The 22,313-nt window shown below is 48.7% G+C and carries 22 protein-coding genes; 5 read left to right on the top strand and 17 right to left on the bottom strand.

All coding sequences use genetic code 11. From position 1 onward, the window contains the following. The 11 genes from gspM to gspC form a co-directional block, all read right to left on the bottom strand. Positions 1 to 477: a type II secretion system protein GspM gene (gene gspM, locus QNM19_RS24285; protein ID WP_049863350.1), complete on the bottom strand. Its 477-nt coding sequence runs from the start codon at positions 475 to 477 to the stop codon at positions 1 to 3. Then, the gene (gspL, locus tag QNM19_RS24280) at positions 474 to 1,682 is read right to left on the bottom strand and encodes a type II secretion system protein GspL (protein WP_049863349.1); all 1,209 of its coding nucleotides are present in this window, start codon (positions 1,680 to 1,682) and stop codon (positions 474 to 476) included. Before gspL ends, gspM begins: the two co-directional genes overlap by 4 nt. Beyond that, positions 1,682 to 2,680, bottom strand: a complete 999-nt coding sequence (gene gspK / locus QNM19_RS24275; RefSeq protein ID WP_049863348.1) for a type II secretion system minor pseudopilin GspK — start codon at positions 2,678 to 2,680, stop codon at positions 1,682 to 1,684. Before gspK ends, gspL begins: the two co-directional genes overlap by 1 nt. Then, positions 2,661 to 3,386 (bottom strand): type II secretion system minor pseudopilin GspJ, encoded by a 726-nt coding sequence (gspJ, locus tag QNM19_RS24270; RefSeq protein ID WP_049863347.1) that lies wholly within the window; start codon positions 3,384 to 3,386, stop codon positions 2,661 to 2,663. Before gspJ ends, gspK begins: the two co-directional genes overlap by 20 nt. After that, a complete protein-coding gene (gene gspI, locus QNM19_RS24265) occupies positions 3,386 to 3,781 on the bottom strand; it encodes a type II secretion system minor pseudopilin GspI (RefSeq protein WP_049863346.1) in 396 nt (131 codons plus the stop codon). The genes gspJ and gspI overlap by 1 nt, the downstream gene beginning before the upstream one ends. Then, entirely contained in the window at positions 3,778 to 4,401 is a 624-nt protein-coding gene (locus QNM19_RS24260; protein WP_284027302.1) for a type II secretion system protein, read from the bottom strand. The genes gspI and QNM19_RS24260 overlap by 4 nt, the downstream gene beginning before the upstream one ends. 5 nt (positions 4,402 to 4,406) lie before the next feature. Next, positions 4,407 to 4,832 (bottom strand): type II secretion system major pseudopilin GspG, encoded by a 426-nt coding sequence (gene gspG / locus QNM19_RS24255; protein ID WP_049863352.1) that lies wholly within the window; start codon positions 4,830 to 4,832, stop codon positions 4,407 to 4,409. Positions 4,833 to 4,904: 72 nt separating this feature from the next. Continuing rightward, the gene (gene gspF, locus QNM19_RS24250; protein WP_010387122.1) at positions 4,905 to 6,131 is read right to left on the bottom strand and encodes a type II secretion system inner membrane protein GspF; all 1,227 of its coding nucleotides are present in this window, start codon (positions 6,129 to 6,131) and stop codon (positions 4,905 to 4,907) included. After that, positions 6,131 to 7,618, bottom strand: a complete 1,488-nt coding sequence (gene gspE / locus QNM19_RS24245) for a type II secretion system ATPase GspE (RefSeq protein WP_284027308.1) — start codon at positions 7,616 to 7,618, stop codon at positions 6,131 to 6,133. The genes gspF and gspE overlap by 1 nt, the downstream gene beginning before the upstream one ends. Positions 7,619 to 7,676: 58 nt before the next feature. Beyond that, a complete protein-coding gene (gene gspD, locus QNM19_RS24240; RefSeq protein ID WP_049863344.1) occupies positions 7,677 to 9,737 on the bottom strand; it encodes a type II secretion system secretin GspD in 2,061 nt (686 codons plus the stop codon). A gap of 28 nt (positions 9,738 to 9,765) precedes the next feature. Then, the gene (gspC, locus tag QNM19_RS24235) at positions 9,766 to 10,656 is read right to left on the bottom strand and encodes a type II secretion system protein GspC (protein WP_049863343.1); all 891 of its coding nucleotides are present in this window, start codon (positions 10,654 to 10,656) and stop codon (positions 9,766 to 9,768) included. A gap of 241 nt (positions 10,657 to 10,897) precedes the next feature. Between gspC and hslR the strand changes: the two genes are divergently transcribed. The 3 genes from hslR to QNM19_RS24220 all read left to right on the top strand — a co-directional run bounded on the left by hslR (position 10,898) and on the right by QNM19_RS24220 (position 13,963). Beyond that, the gene (gene hslR, locus QNM19_RS24230; RefSeq protein WP_049863342.1) at positions 10,898 to 11,308 is read left to right on the top strand and encodes a ribosome-associated heat shock protein Hsp15; all 411 of its coding nucleotides are present in this window, start codon (positions 10,898 to 10,900) and stop codon (positions 11,306 to 11,308) included. 11 nt (positions 11,309 to 11,319) lie between these two features. Then, entirely contained in the window at positions 11,320 to 12,165 is an 846-nt protein-coding gene (hslO, locus tag QNM19_RS24225) for an Hsp33 family molecular chaperone HslO (protein ID WP_049863341.1), read from the top strand. 259 nt (positions 12,166 to 12,424) lie between these two features. Continuing rightward, positions 12,425 to 13,963, top strand: coding sequence for a phosphoenolpyruvate carboxykinase (locus QNM19_RS24220; protein WP_049863339.1), 1,539 nt, complete (start codon positions 12,425 to 12,427; stop codon positions 13,961 to 13,963). A 322-nt stretch (positions 13,964 to 14,285) separates the two neighbouring features. Here the strand turns inward: QNM19_RS24220 and QNM19_RS24215 are convergent, their stop codons facing one another. The 3 genes from QNM19_RS24215 to ompR are packed head-to-tail and all read right to left on the bottom strand — an operon-like array spanning position 14,286 to position 17,052. After that, positions 14,286 to 14,930, bottom strand: a complete 645-nt coding sequence (locus tag QNM19_RS24215; protein ID WP_284027301.1) for a hypothetical protein — start codon at positions 14,928 to 14,930, stop codon at positions 14,286 to 14,288. Between the two features lie 52 nt (positions 14,931 to 14,982). Beyond that, a complete protein-coding gene (gene envZ, locus QNM19_RS24210) occupies positions 14,983 to 16,332 on the bottom strand; it encodes a two-component system sensor histidine kinase EnvZ (RefSeq protein WP_049863338.1) in 1,350 nt (449 codons plus the stop codon). Beyond that, on the bottom strand, positions 16,333 to 17,052 hold the full coding sequence (ompR, locus tag QNM19_RS24205) for an osmolarity response regulator transcription factor OmpR (RefSeq protein WP_010387140.1): 720 nt from the start codon (positions 17,050 to 17,052) through the stop codon (positions 16,333 to 16,335). A 221-nt stretch (positions 17,053 to 17,273) separates the two neighbouring features. Between ompR and greB the strand changes: the two genes are divergently transcribed. Beyond that, entirely contained in the window at positions 17,274 to 17,747 is a 474-nt protein-coding gene (greB, locus tag QNM19_RS24200; protein ID WP_010387141.1) for a transcription elongation factor GreB, read from the top strand. An 85-nt stretch (positions 17,748 to 17,832) separates the two neighbouring features. Beyond that, positions 17,833 to 20,169, top strand: a complete 2,337-nt coding sequence (locus tag QNM19_RS24195) for a Tex family protein (protein ID WP_049863337.1) — start codon at positions 17,833 to 17,835, stop codon at positions 20,167 to 20,169. 80 nt (positions 20,170 to 20,249) lie between these two features. Here the strand turns inward: QNM19_RS24195 and QNM19_RS24190 are convergent, their stop codons facing one another. From QNM19_RS24190 to bioH, 3 genes are all read right to left on the bottom strand, one after another. After that, on the bottom strand, positions 20,250 to 21,155 hold the full coding sequence (locus tag QNM19_RS24190; RefSeq protein ID WP_058796989.1) for a putative metalloprotease CJM1_0395 family protein: 906 nt from the start codon (positions 21,153 to 21,155) through the stop codon (positions 20,250 to 20,252). After that, entirely contained in the window at positions 21,155 to 21,463 is a 309-nt protein-coding gene (locus QNM19_RS24185) for a hypothetical protein (protein WP_010387144.1), read from the bottom strand. The genes QNM19_RS24190 and QNM19_RS24185 overlap by 1 nt, the downstream gene beginning before the upstream one ends. 103 nt (positions 21,464 to 21,566) lie before the next feature. Then, positions 21,567 to 22,304 (bottom strand): pimeloyl-ACP methyl ester esterase BioH, encoded by a 738-nt coding sequence (bioH, locus tag QNM19_RS24180; RefSeq protein ID WP_049863336.1) that lies wholly within the window; start codon positions 22,302 to 22,304, stop codon positions 21,567 to 21,569. Positions 22,305 to 22,313: the final 9 nt, after the last annotated feature.

Raw genomic sequence — 22,313 nt, 5'->3', positions numbered from 1 at the left:
TTAATTCTCTAATACCAGACGGCTAACTCGAACATACCCGGGCGCATCTTCCTTACCCAGATCCAGATTAGCCACTTTAACACCATGCTGATTGGTCAGCTCGTCCAGCCAGGCAATCAACTGGTTAAACTCCACATTGTCGATATTGACGCGCAGCGCATTATCATTGGGCTGCATTTTGCTGATGACAATTTTATATTTACCACGCGTACGGTTTACCAATTGAGTCAGGTTAACATTGGCCGCAGAGGCGCGACCAGCCCCCTGGCTCTTCAGCTGGGTCACACTTTTGCCTACCCAGGAAACCAGTGCCTGCTGTTTATCGACTTCTTTTTCTGCTTTTTCAACCGCGCTATTGAGTGGACGGATGATCCCCATCACCAACACAAACACACAAAACACAACCCCGCCAAGGATCAGCAGCTTTTGCTCCTGCTCTTTAAGAGATTGCCAATAATTGATCACTTGCTGTTTCATGCTGCACCTCGAATGCGGATCTCACCAATCACGTTGTCGCCATCATTATTAAGTGCACCTTGCTGCACAGTCATGCCGCGCTGCTCCAGGATGCTTTTCACCTGTCCAAATACCTGGAAGCCGTTGGCTTTTGCCCGGATCCGCAGTTCGTTACGACGTTGGTCATAGCGCAGTGTTTCGGGTTCAAAGTCCTTCACTTCATCGAATACAGTCACAAAGTGATTGGTCAACTCAAGGAAGCCACCTTGCTGCTCGCCTGATAAACTATTCAGCTCATTCTGGATCTGTTTTTTCAACAAGTGCGGACGCACCACTTTATTCGGAAAAGCTTGCTTATAACTGGCAACAGCCTGCGCGCTTAGTTCGTCAGCCTGATTCTGCAACAAGATCAGCTGCGTTGACTTTATGCCGATAAAACAGACCAAGGCAATTGACGCGGCAATTAAGCCTGCTTGCCAATCACGCCACCACTGAGGCTGCTTTTTCTTGGCGGCAAATTTACCCTGACGTAAGTTAAAGCTTTGCTGCTCAAGTTGTTTGGCAAATAACGCCAATGGTAAGTCATACTCGCTTTCCATCGCATCGAGCGTTTTGTTCGACGCCAGTGCCTCACCCGGGCTGAAGTGTTGAATGCGTTCCTCAGGTAGCAATCCTAAGAAACCAGCCAGCCAGTCAGATTCAACGCCACTGACCTGCCACTCTGCTGAGCGGAACAACCACTGCGTGCCCAGCTCTATGGCACTGATAGAATTGTCTGACGGTGCAGGCAATAATAATGCATCAGGTAGCAAGCGCTGAACGCTGATATCAAAATCATCGAATAACGCCATCCAGGCTGCTAACCAGGCTTTATCACATAAGGCCACATCTATAGTGTGTTGCTCGTCACGCTGACCCGCTTTACCTACTGCGATAAAGGCCGAATCAATATCGCAGGCAATTTGCTCTTCCAGCATGAAAGGCAGGGCCTGCTCCAGTTTGCGATTCCACTTGGCCGGTAAATCAATCGTTTTTAACTGCACGCTAGAGGCTGGCAGCAACACGACAACCGAGCGGCTTTGTGCTTTTTCACTAAGCTCACCGAGCAGTCCGGCATGCTCCAGCTCACCGCTGGCAATGATCTGCGCGTCTTGCGCCGACCAGACTAACCAGTGAACCGGCTCTTGTTGTGAGTGACCCACACGGATCATCAATTTTTCTGACACTAAACGCCTCCAAATTTACGCGCTAGGATGCTCGCCCGACCATCTTTTATTTCGATTATTGAGGTCAGGCGAAACAAACGCTCATCGAACTGAGCCTTTGCTCGTAACTTAAAATAATTGCTTGAAATAGTAAAAATTTTATCGTTCTTTTGTTTGTCGGAAGCACCTTGATTTGCCGCTTCCGAATAAAATTCCTGTATTGAGTCAAAGCCTTTTTCAGGACGAGCCGAAATAATCGCCTCTGCGCCAGACTCGCTCAGCCCCTCCATTAACGCACTCAGCAACAACGCTTGCTCAGGCTGAATGGTATTTACATTAATCGCCAACTCAGTGCTGCCCGGGATCACGCACACATAAGGCAGTAACTTTTCCATCACCAGAGGGTTAAACCCTTTGATGATCCTCAGCTCACTGACTGAAGCAAACAAGTTATTTGCTGTCAGATAAGGCGTTCTGAGTGACATATATTCATCTTCTTCAGCACCCGAACGGAACGTAATGCTGTCATCGTCCAGCCAGTCATACACACTGTCTGCCATAGCCTCTTCGCTTTCTTCACTGGGCAAGTCTTCGATGTTTTTTAACAGCTCAAGCAGCGCTTTGTGCGCCGGGTTTGTCTCATTTCGGCCGCCGCTGTTTTGCGGTTTATTACGCAATGCATTGAGGTTTAAACAGGCCTGTAAATCCGTGATCTCACCGCTCAGGGTGCCATGATCAACCGGGTAGGGTACCTCTTCCAATGCCCAGGGCTGTCCCAGATGGACTTTGTCTGGCTCGTCTTTGCGGCTGTCGAGCAAGACCTTTTTAACCAACTCTTCCGCCCCATAGCTATACCATTTAGCTTGCTGATGGGTCTGCAGATTAGTGGCTTTTTGCACCTGTACCATCAGACTCATGGTCATTTCTGTGGCGATAGTCGCAGCCAGAGCCACAATAAACAAAACGATGACTAACGCTGCACCACGTTGAGATTTCACGCTAGCCCCTCCTTTGTCCATCATTGTCATTTCGACCGTTATTATCGTTGTTATTGTTATTGTTACTATTGCCGTTGCGATTATCGTCACCGCTACTGGCTTGTTTCACTTTACCATCGCCTGGCGTCAAAAAGATGCGCCGGATTGGCTCAGCCTCTTGTTGCTGTATCGTCACAGCAACCGCCAAAGGCAGCGCTTTAATATCCCAGCTATTCTGCCACTTCTGCTTATCATCCAGAAACTCAAATTTAAGCTCTTCAACGTTTTCCAGGATCACCTGACTGCGAGGTTCAGTACCATCGAGCTGATCAACATAAATTCGGTAAATGCGTTCCAGATTGTCGTCGACTACCCGATAACCGACAGCCTGTAATTCAGAACGAGGCAGCAGACTAATTGGATTGGTCCAGCCATCACGTACAAAAGCAATCCCATCGTACTGACTGTTCAGGTTGTAGCGACCATGAATGATATAGGTTGGGCTAAAGTCCCCCGCCTCATTACGTACTTCCCGTTTGGTCATCTGATTGAAATCTTGGTCCATCAAACGAAACATGGTTTGCAATGATTCCAGCTCTGCCACGGTTTCTTCAGATGCCTCTTTGGCTCTAAGTGTGGTGTCCAGGATCTGATGGGTGGCAGTGACCACCATGGCCAGAATAGCCAAGGCCAGTAATACCTCAATCAGGGTAAAACCGCCCTGTCGGGAGGGAATATGCGCGCGCATTATCGCTTCCCTTTTTTATAAATAAAGGTGGTCAGGTCATACACTGAGTGTTCACGCTTTTCATCGGAAAACACTTCTATCGTGACCTTCACAAAAGTGGGGTCGGCCGTTGCGAGGGTAGATTGTGACCAATACCAGGTTACTCCGCCCATTTCCTCATCGCCTTTAAGGCCATTGCGTACCGCGCCCTCTTTGGCGCCTGCACGCATCATAACAAGGCGGTTTTCGGCCACCCAGGAAGCATAAGCTTGCTGTTCCAGGGTACTGATGTGATTGATATGCTCACCCGTTGCCTGCATCGCAGCAATCCCAGCAACGGCACAGATACTGAGTGCAACCATCACCTCAAGGAGTGTAAAGCCAGCTTGTTTTGTCCTTGCTACCAGGCCATTCATGAGTCTTCCGGCTCCTTGCGTAAATTCACCGGCGCCATAAACTCGCCTTCAACAAAATACACGGGTTCACTGTCTTCCTCGAGCTCAAGGCTGAGCTGAAACGCACTGACCTCGCCAGACGACAATAATAAGACCTGGGGAATTTTCAGTTTTTTCAGTTCCAGCAGGCTCTCTTCATCGCCGCTGCCCATCAACTCACGCCAATTGGCCTGTTCAAGCATATTGTCCTGTGCCCAGGCTAAATCTTCCGTCGTGAGTACAATTTTATAATCATCTGAATACTCTACCGCCTGATAGAGTTCTTCAGCCTCAAAAGTCGTCCACTTTTCACCGTCAAAGACCAGAAATTCAAGCTTTTTCTTATCCAGGTGAAAGCCCAGCTCAATTTGATTGAGAATGGCAAACTCAGAGGCCATGTTGATCACACTATGCAGTCGGAGCGCTTCACGCTCCAATTCTTCTTCCATATCGTCAGACAGCGTATAAGTGACCAGGTTGACTGAAAAGCCAATGATCACCAGCACCATCAGGATTTCGATAAGGCTGAACCCGGTCTGACGGCCAGATTTAGGCAGGTGTGCCTGACGCACACCGGATTGAAGGTTTACTGCTGTGTGCATAAGAATTAACGGTCTTCTTCGTTGTCCCAGTTACCCAGGTCATCTTCTGTGCCTACTTCACCGTCAGGCCCCATAGAAAAGACATCGATCTTACCCATTTCACCGGGACTAACCAGCTGATACGGATTACCCCAAGGATCTTCAGGTAGCTTTGAAATGAAGCCGCCTTCCGGGAAACGCTTTGGTACAGGGTCAATAGTAGTTTGCGTCACCAAGGCTTCCAGACCTTGCTCTGTGGTTGGGTACTTTTTATTTTTAAGCTTGTACATTTTCATTGCGTCTTCAATCTGACGAATGTCCAGCATCGCTTTTTCTTTTGCTGCTTCTTCTTGTTGACCCATAATGTTAGGTGCCACGATAGACATGATCATCCCGATGATGACCAGAACCACCATTACTTCTAATAATGAAAAGCCGGATTGTTTTTTCACTTTGATTACCTCAATGCTGTTAGCGTGTAGTGCCAGACCGACACGCTGATGTTGTATATGCAATTAATTTGACTACAGACCAATTGCTTTGTTCATCGCCATGATTGGCTGTAGGATCGCCATTACGATAAACAGCACGATCACGGCCATGCTTGCAATCATGGCGGGTTCGAGCAGTTTTAACGAAACGCTGACCATACTTTCGAATTCCCTGTCCTGGTTGTTAGCAGCACGCTCTAGCATTTGCTCCAGTTCCCCGGACTTTTCACCACTTGCAATCATATGAAGCATCATGGGCGGAAATAACTTTGTTTGTGCCAATGCAGCTCGCAAGCTTGCACCTTCACTCACATGGGTTGCCGCTTCGGTCACGGCCGCTTTTATCTTCTCGTTTTCCAGTACCTGACCAGAAATTTTCATCCCTTCCAGCAAAGGTACGGAACTGGAAGACAAAATACTCAGAGTACGGGCAAAACGCGCGGTATTGATGCCACGACTAATTTTACCAATGCCTGGTAGCTGTAATAGCTTGGCGTCGTACCAAAAGCGAACCTTGGGCCGTTTAAGCGCTTGTTTGATTAAAAAGACGCTGCCGAAAATGGCGATAAGAGACACCATCCAGTAGGCCTGCACAAAATTACTGGCTGCCATAACCCATTCCGTTGTCCACGGCAGAACCTGTTTAGATTTCTCAAAGGTTTTTAGGATTTTTGGAACCACAGTACCCAGCAGAACCGACACGATAGCAATAGCAAATATCACCAGAATGGTAGGATAAACCATCGCCTGCGTGATCTGACTGCGCATATGTTGACGCTGTTCGGTATAGTCTGCCAGGCGATTTAATACTTGATCCAAATGGCCCGACTTTTCACCGGCTGCCACCATAGCCCGATACAAATTATCGAACACATGCGGGAACTCTGACATACCATCAGCCAGCGTGTAACCTTCCACCACTTTAGAACGAACTGCCATAAGCATACGTTTGAGACGCGGCTTCTCACACTGCTCTGCCACTGCCATTACGGCGGCTTCTACTGGCAAAGAGGATTGGATCAACGTCGCTAGCTGGCGGGTGATCAGGGCAATATCGGAAACCGAAGGTTTATAACCACGTGACAAACTAAAGCCACCTGAACTGGCGGACTTTTCTTTTTCCGCAGCCGGCGCCACCTCAAGTGGCATCATGGCTTTTTCACGCAGCATCTGGCGAACCTGTTTGGCAGTATCTGCCTCCAGTATGCCTTTTTTCTCTTTTCCTTTGCCGTCTAAAGCACGATACTCAAACGCAGCCATTAGCCTTCCTCACGGGTGACCCGCATCACCTCTTCCAGCGTCGTCTGGCCTTTCAGCACCCGGGCGCAGCCGTCCTGACGAATGCTCGGACTGAACGTCCGTATGTACTTCTCAACCGACTGTTCACCTTTACCGTTATGGATCAATTCACGTATGTGCTCGTCCACTATCAATAATTCATGAATACCGGTTCGGCCCTTGTAGCCGTTGAAGTTACACTCTTCACAGCCAACAGCACGATAAATGGTTGTTTGCGCACCTTTCTCGACCCCCAGTAGCTCGCACTCGCGGTCATCCGCCAAGTGGGCTTCTTTACAGTTAGGGCATAAAGTTCGTACCAGTCGCTGAGACAAGACACCCAATAAAGATGAAGAGAGCAGGAAAGGTTCAACGCCCATGTCTTCCATCCGGGTGATCGCACCCGACGCGGTGTTGGTGTGCAGTGTTGACATCACCAAGTGACCTGTCAGTGACGCCTGCACGCCTATCTGGGCAGTTTCCAAATCCCGGATCTCACCAACCATCACCACATCCGGATCCTGACGCAGTATCGCGCGCAGACCACGAGCAAAGGTCATATCCACTTTGGGGTTCACCTGAGTCTGACCAATCCCGGGGATTTCATATTCAATCGGATCTTCTACAGTCAGTATGTTGCGATCTTTGGAGTTAATCTGCGTCATACCGGCATACAAGGTGGTACTCTTACCAGAACCTGTCGGACCGGTAACCAGAATGATACCGTGTGGCTTGGCAATGATCTCAGCAAATAGCTCTCGGTTACGCTCCGTCATCCCCAAATCTTCCAGATTCAGACGCGCATTGTTCTTGTCTAACAGACGCAATACAACACGCTCACCAAAACTGGATGGCATGGTGGAAACCCGCACATCAACAGCACGACCAGCGATACGTAAACTGATCCGGCCATCCTGTGGGACACGCTTTTCAGCGATATCGAGTTTAGCCATAACCTTGATCCGGGATACCAGCAGTGAAGAGAGCTTACGATTAGGTTTAAGCACCTCTTTCAACACGCCATCCACCCGGAACCGGATCACTAACTCCTGCTCAAAGGTCTCGATATGAATATCCGAGGCCCCTTCTTTGATTGCTTCGCTCAGCATGGCGTTGATCAGTTTGATGATCGGTGCATCGTCATCGGCAGCAAGCAAGTCTTCGGTTTGCGGCATTTCTTCAGCAAGCGAGAAGAGGTCAACTTCGTTGCCTATGTCTTCCATCATCTGCTGTGTTTCAGAGCTGTCTCGCTGATACGATGCTTCCAGTAGCAACTCAAACTTGTCGTCATCCAACTGCTCAAGGGTAAACCCAGCCTGAGCAATACGACGTACTTCAAGCAATGCATCCAGCGAGGGCTGACCTTTGTAGTAAACTTTCAGTCCTTCCGGTTGCTGACTTAACAGCAAGCTTTGGCGTCTGGCATAGGCAAAGGGCAGGCGCACATGCGACCCGGCCTCTGTATCCATTGAATCATCCAGCGGCAACGCTGTTTCATCATGACCTTCAATGAGTTCCTGTATTGCCTCAGTCATTGTTCTTCTCGTTTTGCTCGTTCAGAAACTCTTCATACGTGGGTGGCAATACCATGGCATCATCCCACTGTGGCAGGATAGGTGCGTCTTGCAGCGGCATCAGGTCAATACCATCTTCACGCTGCTTAGTCTGCTCACCGCGGATAAACTTATATTTAGCATGGCTCAGCTCGTTCATGCTGCGGCTGTCACGAACAATCGTCGGACGAATAAATACCAACAGATTACGCTTACGTTTAGTCGTGTTCGTTGACTTGAACAAGTGCCCCAAGAATGGGATATCACCCAACAGAGGTACTTTAGAGACACTTTCCTGAACATCTTCGTCAATCAGACCACCCAGGATAACCATGCCGCCATCATCCGCGATGACGGTTGTGTTGATAGCACGTTTATTCACTGAGATATCAACCGCGGTTGCACCGCTGACGCTGGAAACTTCCTGCTCAATGGTTAGCTGTACTGCGGTGCCATCATTAATTTGTGGCGTGACTTTCAATTTAACACCCACTTCCTGACGGTCTACGGTCTGGAACGGGTTAGAGTTGTTTTCACTGGCCGTTGAGCCTGTGATGATAGGCACTTCCTGACCGACAATCATAGACGCTTCTTCGTTGTCCATGGTCGTGATTGATGGTGTAGCCAGAATATTTGAGTTGGTATCGGTTGATACGGCCTGGATGATCGCACCCCAGTCGTTTTTCACCACACCCATTGCCAAACCATTGATGCCGCCCAGCAAAGAGCCCAGCGCACCTAAATCACCTTCAACGGTTTCGTTGTATTCGGTTATCTTGGTCGGATCTTCTGTACCTGCCTGAGTACGAACAACCGTCTTATCACGCGCCTGTTCAGCCGCCACAGCCAATGAGCCAACCGGTACTGTTGTGCCGTTATTGAACTGCAACATACCACCTTTTTCGGTGATCCATTGCAGACCAAAGTTGATACCATCACCTTCTTGTACTTCTACAACAATGGCCTCAACCAGTACCTGAGCACGACGGACGTCAAGTTTTTCGATGACACTGGCCAGCGAACGCATAGTGTCCGGTTGTGCGGTGATAACCAATGAGTTTGAATCTTCGTGCGCCTCAATGCTGGTTTCGTTCTTGTTACTGCGGGTACGGGTCTTACTTCCCCCCTGCGCTTCTTCCTGCAGGGTTTTACTCACCCCTTGCAGTACTTTAACCAGCTCCTCGGCTTTTGCGTAATCAAGATAGAATACCTGCGTATTACCTTGGTTTTGCAATTCTTCATCCAGGCGTTTAATCAATTCAATGGCACGGGTACGCGCTTGTACTTCACCACTGACCACCACGCTGTTGGTTCGGTTGTCCGAAACAATTTTCGGGATCAGGAATTCAGGAACCTGATTCTTACCGCCGTCTTTGTATATTTTCTCTACCACCTGAACCACGTCGTCAGCCGTGGCATGTTGCAGACGAACAATGTCAACGCGCTGATCACCCGCCTGGTCAACCGACTTGATGATATTAACCAAGCGATTCACCGACGCAGCATGACCCGTCAACATCATCACGTTGGCGGAGTTGAAGTTAGTCACATGACCGCCATCTTTTTGGTCACTGAACTGACGGATCAATGGGCCCAGTTCTTGTACGCTAACGTTTTTAACTTCCACAACCCGGGTGATCATCACATCCCCGTTATTGTCGTTGCTATCGCCGACCAGAGGTACATTGGCTTTTTTACCATCCGAGCTGCGCACGACTTTCAGTACCCCAGTTTCCATTTCAACGACCGCATAGCCATAGACTTCCAGTACGTTAAGGAAAAACTGATAGTAAAGTGCCTCATCCATCAGCTCATAGCTGCGAACATTAATGTTGCCCCGTACATTTGGGTCAATAATGATGGTTTTGTTGAGATTCTTACTGATGATATTAATGAACTCGTTAATATCAGTGCCTTTAAAGTTGGCCGCATACTCAACCGCAGAAACAGACAATGACAATCCAGCCGCAAATAACAGAGCTGCATACTTAGCTAACCCTTTTTTGATTTTTGTGAGGTGTAGCTTTCTACCCATGATTTTTATAACTCCAAAATTATTGTCTTTACAGGCTAAATTGCACATCGACAGTCTGGCCGTCACGTTCAATCGTGATATTGGCGTCAGTGCTATTTCTCAGCTCGTTCATTGCTGACATAGCCTGTTTCATATCCGTGAGTTGGAAGCCATTAATAGCAATGGCGAGATCGTTATTTTTAAGCCCCATTTTTTTAAACAGTTCGGGGTCTTTGCCTGGACGCAAGCGATAACCAACCAGTTGGCCATTGCGTCGTTCAGGCGAAATACGAATGTAGTCAAACAATTTACCCGGCTCAGCCAGCAATTCGTCACGACGTTGCTTCAGCTCCTCACGGGTTTGATTACTGACTCTATTTGGTTTTGCGGTGGTACGACGTGGCTGTACAGGTGTCGCAACCTGACGGCTGAACTCGATGCCATCAAGCATCAAAGTTTCAAACCGACCACTCACATCCAGGATCACCCTGTCTGGCAGAACTTGAGCCAGCTTGGCACGGGTACCCTTAACGGCATCCTGGACTACGTAGGTTTCCTGGCGCCCCTGAGATTCAATAATAGCCAGCCCGGCAGCATCATCCTGGCTGACTGCAACAATACCAGTCAGGCGCACATTCAGCTGCGTTTCGGGTGCATCAGAAATCACCGGTTTAGGCGCTTCAACCACAGGCTTTTCATTGGCTTTGCCAAATACGTTGTGGCCAAGAATGGAACGACTGCTGACCGCCGCCGAGTTCTGCGCATAAATTTGAGACTGGGTAGGTAAAGGCTGGGTCTGTGGTACTGGCCAAAGCAGCCAAAATAACTTAGCAAAAAGAAACGCGATATACACAACAGCCAAATACACCACCAGGCGGCTAAGCTTCGCGTGGGGTAAGTTATGTAGTAATTTTTGCAACTGTTGTAGCTGTAATTCCATATGTCATATTCTTATTCTGTTGAGCGCCTCAGTGTACCGCCTCGAATTCGATTCAACAAGCACGCGTATATGAAACTTTAAAGTAAATAGGTACAACTTAGAATACCTAACTGAACACAGCATTAACAGTGCCTGTGGCTGAGATGTAACCACATCAGAGCGTGTTCAGATGCTTTTTTTGCCTCATCAAATGTGTTAAATTTCACCGATTAAATTAGCTTTGGGCATTAGTTAACGAATTGTGACAAAAGTCAATCAAGAAAACAACCTAAGCGAAGTGAAAGTACGCCTGGACAAGTGGCTCTGGGCGGCACGCTTTTATAAAACCCGTACCATCGCCCGCGAGATGATCCAAGGTGGCAAGGTACACTACAATGGCCAACGCTGTAAACCCAGCCGAATGGTTGAGGCTGGCGCAGTGATCAAACTGGCACAAGGTTTTGATGAGAAAGAAGTCACCGTGCTGCAAGTGATGGAAAAGCGCCAAAGCGCCCCCATTGCCCAGACCCTCTATGAAGAGTCGGCAGCCAGCCTTGAAAAACGGGCACAAAATGCCATTGCGCGCAAAAACAACAGCTTTTTTGCACCGCGCCCTGAGCATAAACCAGATAAAAAGCAGCGTCGCGAACTGCTCAAACTGAAATCTAGCTAGGATCCAAATTGATGCAACAAGATTTACTTCATCGATATATTTTCGATCAACTCGATGTACGTGGCGAACTCGTACAAATTGAACAAACCTTTAATGACATTATCAGTGGCCATGACTACCCGAAGGAAGTGCAAACTTTATTGGGTGAGCTATTGCTTGCATCCAGCCTATTGACGGCCACTTTAAAGTTTGAAGGCGACATCACTGTACAATTACAAGGTGATGGACCAGTTAAGTACGCGGCCATCAACGGTGATCATAAGCAAAATATGCGCGGTATCGCCCGCCTGCAAGGTGAAATCACTGGTGGCAGTATTCAGGATTTGATGGGTAAAGGCTACATGGTGATCACCATCACCCCCAATAAGGGCGAACGCTATCAAGGGGTTGTTCCACTGAACGGGGAGACCTTAGCATCCTGTCTGGAAGACTATTTTATCCAATCTGAACAACTCAAGACCCGCTTGTGGTTCGCCACCGATGTTAATGGTGAGCGTGCTAAAGCAGCCGGATTGTTTTTACAGGTACTGCCAGTAGACAAAACCAAGTCAGAAGAAGATTTTGCGCATTTAGAAGCACTGAGCAATACCATTAAAGATGAGGAATTGCTTACGCTGGACGCACAAACGGTCCTGACACGTTTATATCACGAAGATAACCCGCAGCTGTTCGAACCCCAGGAGATTAACTTCGTCTGCGGTTGTAGCCGTGACAAAACCATCAGTGCACTGGCCAACATCGGCCAGGAGGCACTGTTAGAGGATATCCAGAAGCAAGGTGAGATCAATATCAGCTGTCATTACTGCTTAAAAAACTACCGATTTGAAGAACAAGATATCAAGGCAATTTTTAATTAGCCGCGGTATTTTTAACATCTTGGAGACAAGCCGCCATTTTGGCGGCTTTTTTGTCGCCAAAAATTGATACCGGTGTCATTTTAAGGTCACATTTTATGACACCGGTATCATTGAAATTATTCGATTTTTTTGACAAATTTATGGCGTTTTACCCGGTTTCAGGGCTCGAATATCTGAATTTCATCTGTTACTATGATTTCAGCTTTTGGTGAAACTTCTCCAGAGCTATCCCGTTCAATTCTCACATTTAGGTATAAACATGACTTCTAGCGCTACTCGTTTTGTCGATTTAACTGCAGCTGAACTTGTCGAACACGCCATCCGCCGTGGTGAAGGGACTTTGGCCGCAAATGGAGCTTTTGTAGCAAAAACTGGCCGCCGCACAGGGCGTTCACCTAACGACCGTTTTATCGTTAAAGAGCCAAGCACAGAAAACGACATCCAATGGGGTAACGTTAACCGCCCATTCGATGCGGACAAATTCAACGCGCTGTGGGCCCGTGTAGAAGCACACGTGAACAGCAATGACCACTTCGTCTCTCACCTTGAAGTGGGTTCAGATCCTGAGCACTATTTGCCCGTTGTTGTAACAACAGAAACAGCTTGGCACCATATTTTTGCCAAAAACATGTTTATCGAGCCTGAAAAATACAATGCAGCTGATTTACCCCAATGGCAGGTAATGAATGTACCTTCTTTCGTTTGCGACCCAGAGCGCGATGGCACGAACAGTGACGGTACAGTGATTATCAACTTTGCAGAGCGCAAAGTGCTTATCGCAGGTATGCATTACGCCGGTGAAATGAAAAAGTCTATGTTCTCAGTACAAAACTTCCTGTTACCAGCGAAGGGCGTACTGCCAATGCACTGTAGTGCGAACGTAGGCGAAGCAGGCGACACCACCTTATTCTTTGGTTTGTCTGGCACAGGTAAAACGACCTTGTCGGCAGATCCTAAACGCTTCCTGATTGGTGATGACGAGCATGGCTGGGCACCTGGCAGTGTTTTCAACATCGAAGGCGGTTGTTACGCAAAATGTATTGACCTGTCTCAAAAGAATGAACCTGTTATCTGGAATGCTATCAAATTCGGTACAATCCTTGAAAACGTAGTACTAGACGAAGATCGTGTACCTGATTTCAATGATACCAGCCTGACACAAAATACTCGTGCAGCTTACCCGCTTGAGCATGTTGAAAAGCGTAAAGTAGAGAACCGCGCAGGCGAACCTCGCGCAGTGGTTTTCCTGACTTGTGACGTCAGTGGTGTACTACCACCAGTGTCTATTCTTTCGGAAGAAGCCGCGGCTTATCACTTCCTAAGTGGTTACACGGCGAAAGTCGGCTCTACAGAAATTGGTTCTACATCAGACATCGAATCAACTTTCTCGACTTGTTTCGGCGCACCTTTCTTCCCACGCCCGGCAGGTGTTTATGCAGAGCTTCTAATGAAGCGTGTACGTGAATTCAATTCAAAAGTTTACCTGGTTAACACTGGATGGACTGGCGGCCCTTACGGCATTGGTAAGCGTTTCGATATCCCAACCACACGCGCTGTGATTGACGCAATCGTTAACGACACCCTGGAAGGCGTAGAAACACAACACATTGACGCGCTAAATCTGGACGTACCGGTTGCTGTACCGGGCGTAGACAGCAAGCTGCTTAACCCAATCAATACTTGGGAAGACAAAGCGAAATATGCTGAGTATGCGTCTAAACTGGCTGCAGACTTCGAAGTGAACTTCGCAAAATACGATGTCTCTGACGCCATCAAATCAGCAGGTCCACGCGGCTAAGCTGGTTTAGAAGCAAATTCCTTTATCAAAAGCGCCCCTCGTTGGGCGTTTTTTTATGCCTGATAGCCCCCTTCTCTGGTACGCACCGTTTGGAGCAATACCAATTTGCTTCATTAAGTGTTCTATTTTGAGGCGCGAAAATAGGGGCGATAACACTGCTCCCGCGTCCTGCTATCTCTGAGGTACCTACATCCATATAGGCGAGGCAAAAATTTGCGAACTTAAACCTTAGGAAAAGGTTCTAAATGAGCAATTTTTAACATCGTTAGCGTCATATTTGCGCCTTTAAATAGAACAGGTACTAACTGAAATGGGTATAAAGTTATCGGGAGTACTTTATCTGTTTCCAGGCTGTTGAAAGCAACTGACCCAATGTGATTGGGATCACAGTGAGTAACGCCACCCCCTTATCGAAATCGGGATTCAGCGCGCAGTAATGGGCGATTTCGGGTTTATTGCTGGTTTTAAACTGGGCCACTTCCAGCGCCGAATAACGCGTTTTTCTCCCCACCACTTTCAGACACGGCAAACCATTCACCTCAGATACTAACCCAGCCGGGTTTAACGCTACATAAAGCTGGGATTCAACAACAGAGCCTGTCGCCGTTGGATATACAGTAGCAATATTCTTCGCCATCGCCCGGAACATGGCCGGACTGAGCATAGTGTCTGCATATAACAAAGTGCGCCAGGGCCGGCGCAGATAAGCCTTGGTCACTTCAAGGATAGAAAATGAAAAGGTATTATTCTTACCCCGGAACTGCGGTAAAAAACCAGCCGACGCCCCGATGACACAAAATGCCTTATGGCTGTCGTCAAAAGTCAGCAAACAGTACCCCGTCAGCTCTGCTGAGTCAGAGTAATAAAGTCTTAGCCGGCGATGTGTAGGCCCACTTTGCTCAAAGTAATAAGCAAAATATGCTTCAGGGTCAATCCCCTCAAAACACAAGCCAATAATAGACAACAACTGGGCTCTCTCTCCTGTGCTCAGACACCCAGCCTCGTACGATAAGTCGCGCTTATTCACTGGGCTTTGACGCTTCAGGTGCGGCTGTCAGGGGGACAAATTTTTTCGCAACTGGCAACATCACCTCCGCGCTCAGGCCTCCCTCCTTGCGGTTACGTAAACGTACTTTACCGCCATGGGTAGAAACGATGCGTTTGATGATCGCCAGGCCCAGCCCACTGCCTTCACTACCACGGGCCAGATCGCCCTGTTTAAAAGGTTCAAATAGCGTTTCCAGCTCTTCTTCAGGGATCCCAGGTCCCCTGTCTTTAACCTTAATAAACACCGCTTTGTGACGAGCACTAAACTCTGTCACAACCTCAATCTGGTCGTCTGAATAACGGATGGCATTCTCTATCATGTTGGTCACCACCCGCTTTAATGCCACATGGTTCATCATCACCGCGGGAACATTTGCCGCTGTAGCCAACACAATTTCGCGCTGATGCTGTTGTTCTGCATGCACCACTTCCTCAACGACAGCATTGACATCATCCAACACCATTTCTCCACTATTATGGTGCCTGAGATACTCAATAAACTGATCGATAATGGCATTCATATCTTCAATATCATCGATAATGCCGTCTTTCAGGTAGGCTTCTTCGTCCGACATCATTTCTGTTGCCAGTCGGATCCGGGTCAAGGGCGTTCTTAAATCGTGAGATACCCCGGCCATCAATAGACGCCGATCGTTCTCCAGCTCAGCGATCCCTTTGGACATTTTATTAAAAGCTCTGGTGACTTCGATGACCTCCGTAGAGCCATGCTCAACCAGACGAGTAGAAAAGTCCCCCACCCCAACCCGGCTGGCTGCAATCTGCAAAGCCTTGAGCGGCCGGTTCAGGTGCCGGGCAAACAGCCAACCGCCCAGTACGCTTAAAAAGCCGATACTGGAGAGATAAAATACCAGAAACTCCATTTTGGTTTCAGAGAAGCCGGTGAGTGGTACCCGAACCCAATAACCAGGTGCCTGAGGCGCTTCTACCCAGTAAACAACAGGGTCGCCCTGACTGATCCGTACCCGAGCGGAGCCGTTGAGTTGCTCAGACATGCTGCGTGACAATAAAGTGTATTCTTTTGCCTCACCTAGCCCATTGCGATAAGCCTCACGCTGACTCATCACTTCAATGCCTGTGATCTCAAAAAACTTTTTCGATAAAGCCGAGTCGATCTCAACCCCTTCTTCCCAGTCTATAAAAACGGTTTTAACCTGCTTGGCAAGCATCAAATTGACCTGCTCAAAGGTTGGCTTGAACACGTACAGTGTGACTGTGATATAGGAGACGATCTGGTTGATCAATAGCAGCGCACCAACAAAAAACACCGTTTGTCCAAATGCGCTGCGTGGCAGGATACTCATTTACTTTTCGCCATCAGGCACGAAAACATAACCCAGCCCCCAAACAGTCTGGATATAGCGGGGATTAGAGGCATCCTCTTCTATCATTCTGCGTAACCGTGAGACCTGCACATCAATGCTGCGCTCCAATGCACTGTAATCTCTGCCTCGGGCCAGATTCATGAGTTTGTCACGGCTCAATGGCTCTCTGGGATGACTCACCAACGCCTTCAAAACCGCAAATTCACCGCTGGTGAGCGCAATGGTTTGATCATCTTTTTGCATTTCCCGGGTTGCCAGATTGAGCTTAAAGGCACCAAATTCGACTTCATTTTCTTCAACTGCAGGAGCGCCCGGCACTTCCTTAGCACGACGACGCAGCACCGCTTTGATCCGGGCGAGCAATTCACGCGGGTTGAAAGGCTTAGGTAAATAATCATCCGCCCCCAGCTCTAACCCGATAATGCGGTCCACTTCATCCCCTTTCGCCGTTAACATAACAATGGGGATTTCGTTTTCTTTTTGTCTGAGACGACGGCAGATAGACAAACCATCTTCACCAGGTAACATCAAATCCAATACCATCAGATGAAAGTTTTCACGCTCCAGCAATCTGTCCATTTGCTCAGAATTGGCAGCACTGCGAACGATAAACCCCTGCTCGACCAGATATCGCTCCAGCAGGCTGCGCAAACGCATATCATCGTCAACGACTAACACTTTGGTGGTTTCATTCCCCATTGGCATTCTTCTTATTTTTTCTTTAGTTGACCCTAAATATAATTGAAATTAATACGCTTAGACACCATTAACAGTGAATAAGATTGTTACCGAACGTTACAAGTGTCAGCCTGATATAGCTTTACTTTACCAGGCTCCAGTTGAGCCAGCTAAGATTGGTATCGGACCGGATACGAATTACACTAGACATATGTAGTTGTTCTGCCAAAGTAAGCAACAAAATGAAAACCAACCTAATTACACCTGAAGGCTACCGCAAGCTGCAACAGGAACACGATCACCTGTGGTTTGAGAAGCGCCCGGAAGTGACCAAAATCGTTAACTGGGCAGCAAGTTTGGGCGATCGCTCAGAAAACGCCGACTATACTTTTAACAAGCGCCTGTTACGACAAATAGACCGTCGAGTACGCTACCTGCGTAAACGCTTGCCCGATTTAAAAATTGTTGAGTATTCTCCACAACAGCAGGGCAAAGTCTATTTTGGTGCTTGGGTCGAAATAGAAAACGATGACGGCGAAGTAAAGCGCTTTCGCATCGTCGGGCCTGACGAAATCTATGAACGGAATGATTATATCTCCATCGATTCCCCCATGGCGCGCGCGTTACTTGGGAAAGCCGTCGACGAAGAATACAGTGTAAAAACCCCGCAAGGTGAAATGCTTTGGTATGTCAATAAGATCGACTACACGGCCTGAACACTTCCGTTTCAGATATGATATGATGACCGCAAACGCAGGCCGAGAAAGAGGCCTAGCCAATTGAACTATATAAGGATTTTGCATGAGCAATATCTCAGCCCGTTTAGCTGCTGAGCTAAACGCATCACAACAGCAAGTGGATGCTGCTACCGCACTACTGGATGAAGGTGCGACTGTTCCGTTTATTGCCCGTTACCGTAAAGAAGTCACAGGCGGCCTGGACGACACTCAGCTACGATTGCTCGAACAGCGCCTCGGTTATCTGCGGGAACTGGAGGAACGCCGGGCTTTTATCATCAAAACCATTGATGAGCAGGGCAAGCTCACCGACCAATTAGCCTCAGAGCTAAACCAGGTTCAGAGTAAAACCGAACTGGAAGATTTATACCTCCCCTACAAACCCAAACGTCGTACCAAAGGTCAGATAGCCATTGAGGCCGGGCTTGAGCCGCTGGCCGATCTGCTATTCACGGATCCGGATCAGACACCAGAGCAGGCTGCCGAAACCTATATCAATGCCGAACAGGGTATTGCAGACAGTAAAGCGGCACTCGACGGGGCCAAGTTTATTCTGATGGAACGCTTTGCCGAGGATGCCAAACTCCTCAGCAAATTCAGAAACCAGTTAAAACAGCATGGTTATTTACAGAGCCGTGTTGTGCCGGGACAGGAAGACACGGGTAGCAAATACCGCGATTATTTTGAGCACGATGAAAAGCTCGCCGGAGTTCCTTCTCACCGTGCCCTTGCAATGCTTAGAGCTCGCAATGAAGGTATTTTGCAGCTGTCTATCAATCCGGAGCCACAAGCAGAAGACCCACAACAGTACTGTGCGCAAATGATAGCTGACCATTATAGCCTGGAAGTCTCGGGCCGCGCGGCCAGTAACTGGCTCATGACTGTGGTACAGTGGGCGTGGAAAATCAAACTCGCCACCCACCTTGAAAATGAAATGTTGGGCGCCACCCGAGAATTTGCCGAGCAAGGCGCTATTGATGTCTTTGCCAAAAACCTAAAAGATTTGCTGATGGCAGCCCCGGCAGGCCCACGCGTGACCATGGGGATCGATCCCGGTTTAAGAACCGGGTGTAAGGTCGCCATTGTCGACAAGACAGGAAAGTTACTGGCAACCACCACCATTTACCCCCACGCACCGCAAAACCACTGGGATAAGTCACTGCGTACACTGGAGCAGCAATGTCGTCAGCATAAGGTTGAACTGATTGCGATCGGTAATGGCACGGCGTCTCGCGAAACCGATAAACTGGCAGCCGAACTGCTAAAAGCAGCCAGTGAGCTAAAACTGACCAAAGTGATGGTCAGTGAAGCCGGTGCCTCGGTTTACTCTGCTTCTGAGTTTGCCGCCAATGAGTTCCCGGATCTCGACGTATCATTGCGTGGTGCCGTCTCCATTGCCCGCCGACTGCAAGATCCGCTGGCTGAGCTGGTTAAAATCGAACCTAAATCCATTGGTGTAGGCCAATATCAGCATGATGTGTCACAAAGCCAGCTGGGTCAGACACTGACGACCGTAGTGGAAGACTGCGTAAACTCAGTGGGTGTCGATGTTAATACCGCGTCTGTGCCTTTATTGACACGCGTATCTGGCTTAAATAAAACCCTGGCCACCAACATCGTTAAGTTCCGTGATAGCAATGGCTCATTCAGCAGCCGCAAACAGCTAAAACAAGTTGAGCGTCTGGGCCCTAAGGCCTTTGAGCAGGCCGCTGGATTCTTGCGTATTGCTAATGGTGACGATCCGCTGGATGCCTCAGCGGTTCACCCGGAAGCTTACCCGGTCGTCAAAAAGATCTGTGGCAGCAAGGCACTTGATGTCACTGCACTGATCGGCAACAGCGATGTGCTGAGCAAACTGGATCCAGCCGAGTATGTCGACGATAAGTTTGGCGTACCAACCATCACGGATATTCTGGGTGAGCTGGACAAACCGGGCCGTGACCCGCGTCCTGAGTTTAAAACAGCCCAATTTAAAGCGGGCGTTGAGACTATTGCTGACCTGAAAGTCGGCATGACCCTTGAGGGTGTCGTCTCAAACGTTGCGAACTTCGGTGCCTTTGTTGACGTTGGCGTACATCAGGATGGCCTGGTGCATATTTCTGCACTCACGGACAAGTTCATTTCCGATCCTCGTGAAGTGGTTAAGGCCGGTGACATTGTTAAAGTGAAAGTCATCGAAGTGGACGTTGCCCGTAAACGGATCAGTTTTACCATGCGACTAAACGATGAGATCCCAGCAAGTACCGGGCAGAAGCAGAGTAAGCCTGCTTCGCAAAAACCTGGCGGCAAGTCTCAGCGACCGGCACAGCGTAAAGAACCTCGCCGTGATAATCGACGTGACAACAGCAACGCAGCTATGGGCAATGCCTTTGCAGAAGCCTTTGCAAAGCTGAAAAAGTAACGGCTGATACCACAACGACAGAGGCCCGCAATTGCGGGCCTCTGTCGTTTAATACAAAGTAGTTTTATCGATTCGAGAGGTTAAATCACCACGGATAACTGCGATGCCCCTTTGGGCCTGGCAACGTCCCCATAAAATCCTTCGATCCTCAGTGCGCGTGAAGCAATTTCCGGATCCCGTTCAATGGGCAATGCCACAGCAAACGGATCTACTTCTTCTTCTAAGCGGGCAGACTCAGGTTGTTGCTCACTGATCTCATCTTCGTTAAGACGACGGGTTTGGTAACCCACAACACGATTGCTGCTGTCGTCTTCATCCTCATCGCCACTGATAGATTGTTTGGCAAGATCCGCCTGTGCCTGAGCAATTTTGGCTGTCGCATCTGCTGCGATGGCTCTGTCAGCACCCGACGGCTCTGCCGGTGCCAGCGCCGCAGCACGCACTGTTTGCATTTTATCAATGGTTTCGCGTGGATCCCCAGTGGGTGCCACGTCTATCATCACCTGGCCGCCAACCGCATAATTATTGCCATCCGGACCACGCTGATATTCATAAGTTGGTGACCCAGCGTACTGCCCCCCCACTCTGGCGTGGGCTTCTTCATGCAGACGCACTTCGCGATCTCTGTCTTTCAGTTCCTGAATCTGTGCCTGCTCTACCTCCAGCTCTGCCTGCTCTCGGTCACTCAGTTCTTGCGAGTCTTGTTGATCCTGTTGTTCCCCCTGACTGTTTTGTCCGCCTTCCTCACGCTCCTCAATGGTTTTGCCATCTTTAAGCTGACCTGTGCTGTCATACAAGCCTGAATCATCCGCAGACAAAGGTTTTTGCTTGTCGCCATCTGAGAGGGGTTTGTTTTCAGTAAACGCAGGGGAGACCGGCGCAGGTTTTGGAATTACCTCGCGGAGCTGATTGTCACGTTGCGCCGTCTCAGTATAGACGTTCGCCGTGTTTAAGTTCATCGCCGGGGGTGGCGTTACTATGTTCATTACGCTTTAATATCAATTAAGGTACCCAGGACTTCGTCAGCTGTGCGGATCGTCTGTGCATTGGCTTTAGCATTAAATTCTGCCACTTTGAGGTCTACGACCGCCTCGTCCAACCTTGGTGGTTGACCCACAGGTGCCGTCACGCCTTCATTGCTGGATGCGCCCTGAAGTTGTCGTTGCTGTGCGACCTGCTGCTCGCTTTGCTGGTCCAGTGTCGCCTTGTTGATGTCGGCTGCTGCCTGCTCGGCACTTTGGCGGGCAAGCTCAAACCCCTGAACACCTGCATTTAGGATGTCACTGACTGCCATATATCGCCCCACAGTTAGAAAATCTCACCTTAATTATTGCTCAATTTATAAACGAAATAAAGTCTAGGCGGCAAAAAATTGCCGCTTTTTTCATTGTGGGAAACTAAAGAATTGATTTTAAATGAGTAACAAACTCATCTTTATGTGAGATAAATGGGGCATGCGATGCTTTGGGTAAAATAAACGCTTTGAAATGTGGGTTGAGCGCACTCATACGTTCAATCACATCACCGGGCACCAGTGCATCGAGTCGGCCAAAGAGGCCAAACACGGGCTGCGTAAGCTCACGAAAATAGGCTCGGTAGTCACACCGGTTCAACGCATCAAGGCCCAAACTTAATGCCTCTGGATGTGGCGCAGGCAGTTGCGCCAATAACTGGCGTAATTGTTTAATATCATCACGGGCATGCTCACTGCCCATCGCCTGAATAGCCAAAAAACGTTCTATGGTTTTAGCGCTGTCGTCAGCCAACGCCTGCTTAAACCCCGCCAGCACTTTAGGCTTGATCCCCGGCCAGTCTGGCTGCTCCACAAAGCATGGATTGGAAGCGACCATTACCACTTTAGCTACCTTAGCTGGGTATCGATGCGCCAGATTAAGCGCCACCAGCCCGCCCAGTGACCAGCCAATCAACACCGAACCATCGGCAAGCTCTGTCGCAATCTCATCTGCAATGTCGTCAAGAGATTTGCAGTGTTCAGGAAATTCAGCTCCGCCAAACCCCGCTAAATTTATTGCCCGCACGGGTAAAGGCTGTACTTGCTGAAGCTGCTCAATGCTCAGTTGCCATACCTGTTTATTCATACCCCAACCGTGCAATAGGACAATCTCGCTTTGCATTCATTCACT

This window comes from Pseudoalteromonas ardens (assembly GCF_030125445.1).
In the GTDB taxonomy this organism is placed as follows: domain Bacteria; phylum Pseudomonadota; class Gammaproteobacteria; order Enterobacterales; family Alteromonadaceae; genus Pseudoalteromonas; species Pseudoalteromonas ardens.
This window is presented reverse-complemented; position numbering and strand designations above follow the sequence as displayed.

What these genes read in the sequence shown, in the direction of transcription:
- gspM (WP_049863350.1), bottom strand. Translation starts at nt 477, where the DNA reads ATGAAACAGCAAGTGATCAATTATTGGCAATCTCTTAAAGAGCAGGAG.
- gspK (WP_049863348.1), bottom strand. Translation starts at nt 2,680, where the DNA reads ATGGACAAAGGAGGGGCTAGCGTGAAATCTCAACGTGGTGCAGCGTTA.
- gspJ (WP_049863347.1), bottom strand. Translation starts at nt 3,386, where the DNA reads ATGCGCGCGCATATTCCCTCCCGACAGGGCGGTTTTACCCTGATTGAG.
- gspI (WP_049863346.1), bottom strand. Translation starts at nt 3,781, where the DNA reads ATGAATGGCCTGGTAGCAAGGACAAAACAAGCTGGCTTTACACTCCTT.
- QNM19_RS24260 (WP_284027302.1), bottom strand. Translation starts at nt 4,401, where the DNA reads ATGCACACAGCAGTAAACCTTCAATCCGGTGTGCGTCAGGCACACCTG.
- gspF (WP_010387122.1), bottom strand. Translation starts at nt 6,131, where the DNA reads ATGGCTGCGTTTGAGTATCGTGCTTTAGACGGCAAAGGAAAAGAGAAA.
- gspE (WP_284027308.1), bottom strand. Translation starts at nt 7,618, where the DNA reads ATGGATACAGAGGCCGGGTCGCATGTGCGCCTGCCCTTTGCCTATGCC.
- gspD (WP_049863344.1), bottom strand. Translation starts at nt 9,737, where the DNA reads ATGGGTAGAAAGCTACACCTCACAAAAATCAAAAAAGGGTTAGCTAAG.
- gspC (WP_049863343.1), bottom strand. Translation starts at nt 10,656, where the DNA reads ATGGAATTACAGCTACAACAGTTGCAAAAATTACTACATAACTTACCC.
- hslO (WP_049863341.1), top strand. Translation starts at nt 11,320, where the DNA reads ATGCAACAAGATTTACTTCATCGATATATTTTCGATCAACTCGATGTA.
- QNM19_RS24220 (WP_049863339.1), top strand. Translation starts at nt 12,425, where the DNA reads ATGACTTCTAGCGCTACTCGTTTTGTCGATTTAACTGCAGCTGAACTT.
- envZ (WP_049863338.1), bottom strand. Translation starts at nt 16,332, where the DNA reads ATGAGTATCCTGCCACGCAGCGCATTTGGACAAACGGTGTTTTTTGTT.
- ompR (WP_010387140.1), bottom strand. Translation starts at nt 17,052, where the DNA reads ATGGGGAATGAAACCACCAAAGTGTTAGTCGTTGACGATGATATGCGT.
- greB (WP_010387141.1), top strand. Translation starts at nt 17,274, where the DNA reads ATGAAAACCAACCTAATTACACCTGAAGGCTACCGCAAGCTGCAACAG.
- QNM19_RS24195 (WP_049863337.1), top strand. Translation starts at nt 17,833, where the DNA reads ATGAGCAATATCTCAGCCCGTTTAGCTGCTGAGCTAAACGCATCACAA.
- QNM19_RS24190 (WP_058796989.1), bottom strand. Translation starts at nt 21,155, where the DNA reads ATGAACATAGTAACGCCACCCCCGGCGATGAACTTAAACACGGCGAAC.
- QNM19_RS24185 (WP_010387144.1), bottom strand. Translation starts at nt 21,463, where the DNA reads ATGGCAGTCAGTGACATCCTAAATGCAGGTGTTCAGGGGTTTGAGCTT.
- bioH (WP_049863336.1), bottom strand. Translation starts at nt 22,304, where the DNA reads ATGCAAAGCGAGATTGTCCTATTGCACGGTTGGGGTATGAATAAACAG.